This window comes from Candidatus Poribacteria bacterium, from assembly GCA_021162805.1.
GTDB lineage: Bacteria > Poribacteria > WGA-4E > B28-G17 > B28-G17 > JAGGXZ01.
In genome coordinates this window covers 1-7,158 of sequence record JAGGXZ010000176.1, presented here as the reverse complement: position 1 = coordinate 7,158, position 7,158 = coordinate 1, and the positions used below count along the sequence as shown (strand labels likewise).

General features: G+C 53.5%; 5 protein-coding genes. All 5 read left to right on the top strand.

Annotated elements, in window-relative coordinates:
- The first annotated feature begins 249 nt into the window (after positions 1-249).
- The 5 genes from J7M22_13580 to J7M22_13560 all read left to right on the top strand — a co-directional run bounded on the left by J7M22_13580 (position 250) and on the right by J7M22_13560 (position 7,091).
- Positions 250-1,548: a carboxypeptidase regulatory-like domain-containing protein gene (locus tag J7M22_13580; protein ID MCD6507635.1), complete on the top strand. Its 1,299-nt coding sequence runs from the start codon at positions 250-252 to the stop codon at positions 1,546-1,548.
- 203 nt (positions 1,549-1,751) lie between these two features.
- Positions 1,752-4,328 carry a hypothetical protein gene (locus J7M22_13575; GenBank protein ID MCD6507634.1) on the top strand — a complete coding sequence of 859 codons (2,577 nt, stop codon included), beginning with the start codon at positions 1,752-1,754 and terminating at the stop codon, positions 4,326-4,328.
- Between the two features lie 357 nt (positions 4,329-4,685).
- The gene (locus J7M22_13570) at positions 4,686-5,216 is read left to right on the top strand and encodes a GNAT family N-acetyltransferase (protein MCD6507633.1); all 531 of its coding nucleotides are present in this window, start codon (positions 4,686-4,688) and stop codon (positions 5,214-5,216) included.
- Complete coding sequence (locus J7M22_13565; protein ID MCD6507632.1) at positions 5,201-5,995, top strand: DUF5060 domain-containing protein; 795 nt, start codon at positions 5,201-5,203, stop codon at positions 5,993-5,995. The genes J7M22_13570 and J7M22_13565 overlap by 16 nt, the downstream gene beginning before the upstream one ends.
- A 232-nt stretch (positions 5,996-6,227) precedes the next feature.
- A complete protein-coding gene (locus J7M22_13560) occupies positions 6,228-7,091 on the top strand; it encodes a hypothetical protein (GenBank protein ID MCD6507631.1) in 864 nt (287 codons plus the stop codon).
- Positions 7,092-7,158: the final 67 nt, after the last annotated feature.

The window sequence follows — 7,158 nt, the reverse complement described above, 5'->3', positions numbered from 1 at the left end:
CCGCCTACGTGAACGGTTCTCGCTTGGCGAGTAAGCATGGCAGGGTATCGCACCAGCCCTGTCTGGCAAAACCGTCACATTGCCGAGGTGCACCTTAACCCCGAAAGGGAGAGGCAGGAATGCCAAAGTACGGGCGAAAAATCTTTCGCCCGTACTCAAGTCTATCTGCCGCAATGGGATAGAAAGGAGGGAGGTTCCTCAACCGGCAGATAGGTCAGTTTGACACAGTTTGAGGAACCAGGTAAGAGCATGGAGAGGAAATGGGTGTTTCTAACGGTATTTTTCATATCGGCGTTTTGGCTTTACAACTTTCTCGGCGCTGCGCCGTCTATAGAGGCGCTAACGGACGGGAAAAAGGCGGGATCGAAAATGGGATCTATCCGCGGAATCGTGTCTGATGCTTCCACCAGGAGACCTATCCCCGATGTCAGGATCAGCTACATAGGCCCCAACGGGATAAAGGGGGAGGTCAAATCCGATCGGGATGGGAATTATCGGATCACCGATCTGCCGCCCGGAGAGTATACTCTAAAGGCCGAAAGGGAGGGGTATGTGCCGAGAAGTGATCTAAAGGTCCTCATTATGGAAAGAGGGGAGGCGCTCTTCGACATACATCTCCGTGAGGAGCCAAAGCCATCGGAGGACTGGGGTGCTATCCTTGAAAGCAGGCCGAAGCTTTTCGTGATCTGGATAGGATTCAACCCGTATGAAAAACCGTTAACGTTCAGGCTGAAGATCACCCCTCAATCTCTGGAGCTGAATGGCAGAAAGGTCTCCTCGGATGAGCTTAAAGCCGAGATCGCCAATTGGGCCAAAGGACATGAAGATGTGCAGGTGGGGATCTCAGTTGATGGGGAGATGACATGGGGTGAGGTGGCACCGATCCTGGCATCAATACATGGGGTTATCAACTTCATCCCGGCTCCCCCCGTAACCGGCGATCTCCCTGATAAGCTCATCGGCTCCATAGAGGATCTGAACGGAGATCCCGTCCCAGACGTTAAAGTCGAGGTATACGATGAAAAGGTGCTATTGCCTCCTGGGATGAAAAAGCCGATGAAAGTCGTCACGTCGGACGATAAAGGGCGTTTTGAGCTAGGCGGGCTGCCCAAAGGGATTTACAGGCTGCTCTTCATCAAAGAGGGGTTCATGAGGTGGGAGACACTGCTGCCAATTCACCCCGGGATGATGAAGGAGATAAGGGGGAAGTTCCTAATGATCAGGGTGGGGGAAAAGCTTCCGGAGTTCAAGCTCTCCTCGCCTTTTCCGTTGGAACTGCCCCTCGTCGAGCATGCCGGGGCCTTGCCCGTTTTCGTTCAGCCCGTTCTGTATATCAATGCTAAAGGCGAAATGGCGGTGGACGGACGGGTTATGGGAAAGCCCGACATCTCCGAGCTCAGCAGGGAGATATCAGATAGGGCTTCTATGTCCTGGCTCATCATAGCCGCTGATAGAGAGGCGAGATGGAGCTCGATCTCAGAAGTCCTGACTGAGGAGATGATGAGGGGAACGACAAACGTCGTTCTCGTGATCAGGAAGAAGGGATAGACTTATCGCGATCGGCCATTATGCTTCCGTTATGATCGCCCTTTTGAATTCCTTCCCTCCAACAGGGGCGGATGCTATGTCACTGGCTCGACGTTGAAGACACTCAATTCAGGGTCAAGCACGGTATTGAAAAGCACCATCGGATGATGTATAATGATCGCCCAAACTCAGCATAGCGTCGATAGATCATAAGGAGGGAGGATATGTCCTACGAGCTCTTCTCATTGGGAAGGATTCGTTCGTTTCACGGCAGAAAAGGGGCCCAGGTGGCCTTTCCGATAGGTGGGATAGGCACAGGGACGGTATCGATAGGGGGGAGAGGTGATCTGAGGGATTGGGAGATCTTCAACCATCCCGGCAAGGGGAAACTCCTTCCTATGACCTTCTTCGCCATATGGGCGCGGGAGGAGGGAGGTGAACCTGTCGTTAAGGTTCTGGAAGGTCCCATCCAACCGCCCTATACCGGCTCTCACGGGCTCGACAGACGTATGGTGCCGGGGTTGCCCAGATTACACCACGCCACCTTTCACGGCGAATATCCCTTCGCGTGGGTGCACTTCAACGATCCGGATCTGCCGGTTGAGATCGTCATGGAGGCTTTCAACCCATTTATCCCCCTTAACGACAGGGATTCAGGGATTCCGGTCGCTATAATCCGATATTATCTCGAAAACACATCTCAAAATCCTGTTGAGATCTCACTGGTCGGATCGCTCATGAACGCCGTGGGATATAACGGCCACGGCCAGATAAACGGGCCCGGCGGGGGATGGTTTGGAGGAAACCTTATCCGGTTCAGAAGGGATGGGATGCTCGTCGGATTGATGATGACCTCATCCAAATATTCCGAAGATGATCCCGCCTTCGGATCGATGGCGCTGACCAGTTGGTGGGATGGGGAAACGACGCACACGCCCAGGTGGTCCAGAGCCGGGTGGTTCGACGAATTGCAGCAGTTCTGGGACGATTTCACACATGACGGCAGGCTTGATCCCCTTCCTGAAGAGCCGTCGCCGGATGGCAGAACAGATATCGGCTCCTTTGGACTCATAAAGAGGCTCGCTCCGGGCGAAAAGGCGCCGCTTACCTTCGCCATCTCCTGGTATTTTCCGAACAGGGTGAACGAGTGGAACAGGGAGGAGGCGGTGCGCGGCAAGCTCCTGAGGAACTTCTACGCCTCCATTTTTCAGGATGCCTGGCATGTGGCGAAATACACGTTCGAAAACCTCGAAAGGCTTGAGGGTGAAACCAGAAAGTTCCACAGGGCTTTTTTTGAAAGCACGTTGCCGCCTTACGTGTTGGATGCCGTGTCAAGTCAGGCATCTATCATACGAACGAACACCTGTTTCCGCACCGATGACGGGAAATTTCACGCCTTTGAGGGATGTAGCGATGAGGTAGGATGCTGCCCGCTGAACTGCACGCACGTCTGGAATTACGAACAGGCCCTGGCTCATCTCTTCCCCCAGCTCGAACGCACAATGCGTGAGACCGATTTCCTGTTCAACACCGATGAAGAGGGACACATGGCCTTCAGGACGCTTGTACCGCTGGGGCTGGCAAGGTGGAACTTCAAGCCGGCGGCCGACGGTCAGATGGGATGCATCATGAAGCTCTATCGGGAATGGCAGCTTTCGGGCGACGATGAGTTCCTCAGGAGGATGTGGCCCGCCGCCAAGCGGGCTTTGGAATTCGCCTGGAAGGGATGGGATGCCGATAAGGACGGTGTGATGGAGGGCGAACAGCACAACACCTACGACATCGAATTCTACGGGCCCAATCCGATGATGGGAACCCTCTATTTGGGGGCATTGCTTGCCGGAGCGAGGATGGCGGAAGCGCTCGGCGAGAGGGAGAAAGCGGAGGAGTACCTGGAGCTGTTCGAGAAGGGACGAAGGAAACTGGACGATCTGCTGTGGAACGGAGAGTATTACGTGCAGAAGCACGAGGAGGTCATGACCAGAAGATATCAGTTCGGCGAGGGATGTCTCTCGGATCAGATGCTGGGACAGTGGTTCGCACACGTCGTGGGTCTGGGATATCTCCTGCCTCCTGAAAGGGTTAAAAGCGCCATAAAGGCGGTCTACAGATACAACTTCAGGGATAACCTCCTGGATCACTCCAACTGTCAGAGGACCTATGCCCTTCAGGACGAGAGGGGACTTCTTCTCTGCTCCTGGCCCCACGGCGGCCGTCCCCCGTTTCCGTTTCCCTATTCCGATGAGGTCTGGACGGGGATAGAGTATCAGGTGGCCGCCCATCTGATATATGAGGGGATGCTTTACGAGGGACTGTCGATCGTCAAGGCCGTTCGAGATAGATACGACGGGGAGAGACGGAATCCGTGGAACGAGATCGAATGCGGCAACCACTACGCCAGGGCGATGTCGAGCTGGTCGGTGCTGTTGGCCCTTTCGGGATACGCCTATTCGGCTCCGCAGAGGGCGATCTACTTCGCCCCGAGGTTCCGCCCTCACGACTTCAGATGTTTCTGGTCGACGGGATCGGGATGGGGGACTTTTTCGCAGATAGGATCTCCGAATGAGCAGTTCGATGAGATACGGGTTCTGTACGGCGAATTGGAGCTGAAGAGCGTGGAGTTTGCCTGGGCGGTCGGCGAGAGGCCTTCTTCGGTCACCCCTCTGGTCGTGAAGGGATCGGAGGTGATCGAGAGCTCCGTGGAGGAGGTTGACTCCCCGAGGAACGTCATCCTGATCAGATTCGCCGCTCCTATCGTCCTTTATGAGGGCGAGTCGATATCCATCAAGATGAAGGCGTGAAATCAGGTCATTTGTCGTCATTTATAGTCATTAGTCGTCATTGAAATAACGGCGCAGCTGAATGAGCTAATGACTTATAAATGCGCTCATATTATCGTTAAGTGTAGCAGAGATCTGAGAGGTCAGAAGTGCTTATTTCTTAGAGTTGGAAGGAGACAGGAAACAGGAGGCAGGTTTTCCCACGCTTATGAGCTTGCTCATGCCGGTCGCAATGCGCCCTACGCAATACGTCTCTTTCCTCTCCTTGTCACCCTGTCTCCCCTACTTCCTGCCTCCTGTCTCCTATCAGTGATACCGCTACACTCAAGGGAAATAAGAGCGTATAAATGACCGGATAATACAGGGGAGGGATGGGAGATGCTGGTTGGGGAGAAGGTGCGCCTGCGGGCGCTTGAACGGACCGATATCCCACGCCTCGTCAAATGGCTTAACGACCCGGAGGTGAAGCGGTACCTGAGAATGTACTGGCCTATGTCCCAGGCCGAGGAGGAGATCTGGTTCGAAAGACAACTCAGCAATCCAAACGCCCGTATCTTCGCCATCGAGGCCGAGGACGGAACCCATATAGGGAATATAAGCCTGGATGAGATCGACTGGAAAAACCGGAAGGCCATTATGGGCATAATCATAGGCGAGAGGGATTACTGGGATCAGGGCTACGGCTCGGATGCCGTTAAAACCCTGCTCTCCTTCGCCTTTCATGAGCTTAACCTGAACAGAATTGAGCTCTCGGTCTACGATTTCAATCCCCGCGCCATACGATGTTATGAGAAATGCGGCTTTGTGATCGAAGGGCGACTACGACAATCCATCTTCCGTAACGGGCGTTATCATGATGAGCTTAAGATGGCCATACTGAGGGAGGAATGGAGATGTCAAAAAGGATGACGTTAAAGGCCTGGCTTACTCTTCTGATACTCGGCTTCGCCGTATCCTTATCGGCCGAAGCCGAGCTGAAGGTGGAGATCACCCAGAACTCGAAGGTCATCCCGATCTACGACGTCCTCGAGATCACCTTCCACCATGAGGGGAGATACGAGAACCCGTTCTTCGACGTCACGATCGAGGTTACGTTCACCTCTCCTGGCGGGAAGAAGGTGCATGTCGGAGGGTTCTTCTACGGTTCGTCGGAGAAACCGAGGATAAAAGTCTATAGAAAGAACGGACGGCGAAAGGTCGAGTATATCTTCGGGAAACACGATCTATGGAAGGCGAGATTCGCCCCATGGGAGCTGGGGCGGTGGAGATACACCTATACTTTCTCGAACGTTAAGGGTGAAAGGGTAACCGGAGAGGGCGGCTTCACCTATGTTGAGGACGCTTTCCCGCTCGAGCCGGAGGAGTGGCAGGATAAGGACGGCGATCTCATCGGGGATAACCTGGACGCGGACGATAACGGTGACGGGATAGGGGACGATGAGAACCACAACGGTATACCCGATTATCAGGAGATGGATTTCGACGGGGACGGCGTGCCTCGGGCCCGAGCCGTTCCCTGGGATGCCTTCCCATTTGACCCAAAGGAGTGGCGGGACACGGACGGAGATGGGATAGGCGATAACGCCGATGTCGATGATGATGGGGATGGATGGAGCGATGATGAGGAGAGAAGGGCGGGCACCGATCCACTGAATAGGTTGAGCTTCCCACAAACCAAGGATCACTGATCGTTGAAAAACCGCTATGGTGATGTCATGAGAGCATAGGGGAAGTGCGTGCCGCTATAGGTATACCCACCTCGGTAAAAGAGCCTCCTGAAGCTTGCTCTGCATATGCCTGTTGGAAATTTTTTGTTAAAAATCCCCGGAAATCCCCCTCTATATATATGGATGAGATATCCGGAGCACCGGGATCTGACAGGGGTGGGGGCCATGAATCTGATCAGGCAAGGTGAAGGAAATGACGTATCTTGCTGCTTTTCTGGTGACGGTGGTTTTGGCGGCTTCAACGGCATCGAACGATATAAACGATGTGCTTATCGAGGGGATTAAACATTACGACGGGATGCTCCGATCCTATACGGTGGCAACTGAAGAACAAATCATCTATTACAAAGACCCGCTGAAGGATAAATTCCTGTCCAAACCCATTAAGAGAACCTTCTGGGGCAGATTCAGCGCTGATGGCCATCTGAAATCCGTGATCAGGAAAAATATCGAGGTTTTACCCTCAGGGAATGTGAGGATGACCGTGGAGAAAAAGACGATCTTCGACGGCGAGAAGGTCATCGAACAGATCATCTACAGCTACGGCCATCGCCTCCCAGGCAGGGAGTATCATATCTTCCCTCCCTCCACCTACAACCCCTTCAAATCAGAGGATTTCGATCCCAAATACTGGCTCGGCTACTACGGAACCCCTCTCGGCAAGCTTCTGACGGGAAACACGGTTTCGGATATCTCCTTCCGGGAGGAGCTCATCAGCGGGGAGAGATGTTTCAGGATCAAAGCGAAGCGATCGAATAGAGAGCTTGAGTTCCTGGTTAACACGGAGCGGGGATACAGACCACAGGAGGTGATCATCCGCAGGGAGGGAAGGTGGACTCGGATAAAGATCCATCTTGTATCGGATGGTCACGGAATCTGGTATCCCTCTGAGGTGAAACTCAAGGACTACGATGGCCCGTTTGATAAGGGGAAGTTGCTCCTTGAAAAACATGTGAGGTTCACCCGATTTAAGGGGAATACGGAGATACCCCGACGACACTTCATCGTTGTTCCGGATGAGTTTGACTCGGTGTATGACCACAGGAGATTCAGATAAGGAGAGTAGCGATGTTCTGGATGATCTTTTTACTGATAGGAGCTCTATCGGTATCAGAGGCAGTTAT

Coding starts and splice junctions, on each gene's coding strand:
- J7M22_13565 (MCD6507632.1), top strand. CDS start 5,201: ATGTCAAAAAGGATGACGTTAAAGGCCTGGCTTACTCTTCTGATACTC.
- J7M22_13560 (MCD6507631.1), top strand. CDS start 6,228: ATGACGTATCTTGCTGCTTTTCTGGTGACGGTGGTTTTGGCGGCTTCA.
- J7M22_13580 (MCD6507635.1), top strand. CDS start 250: ATGGAGAGGAAATGGGTGTTTCTAACGGTATTTTTCATATCGGCGTTT.
- J7M22_13570 (MCD6507633.1), top strand. CDS start 4,686: ATGCTGGTTGGGGAGAAGGTGCGCCTGCGGGCGCTTGAACGGACCGAT.
- J7M22_13575 (MCD6507634.1), top strand. CDS start 1,752: ATGTCCTACGAGCTCTTCTCATTGGGAAGGATTCGTTCGTTTCACGGC.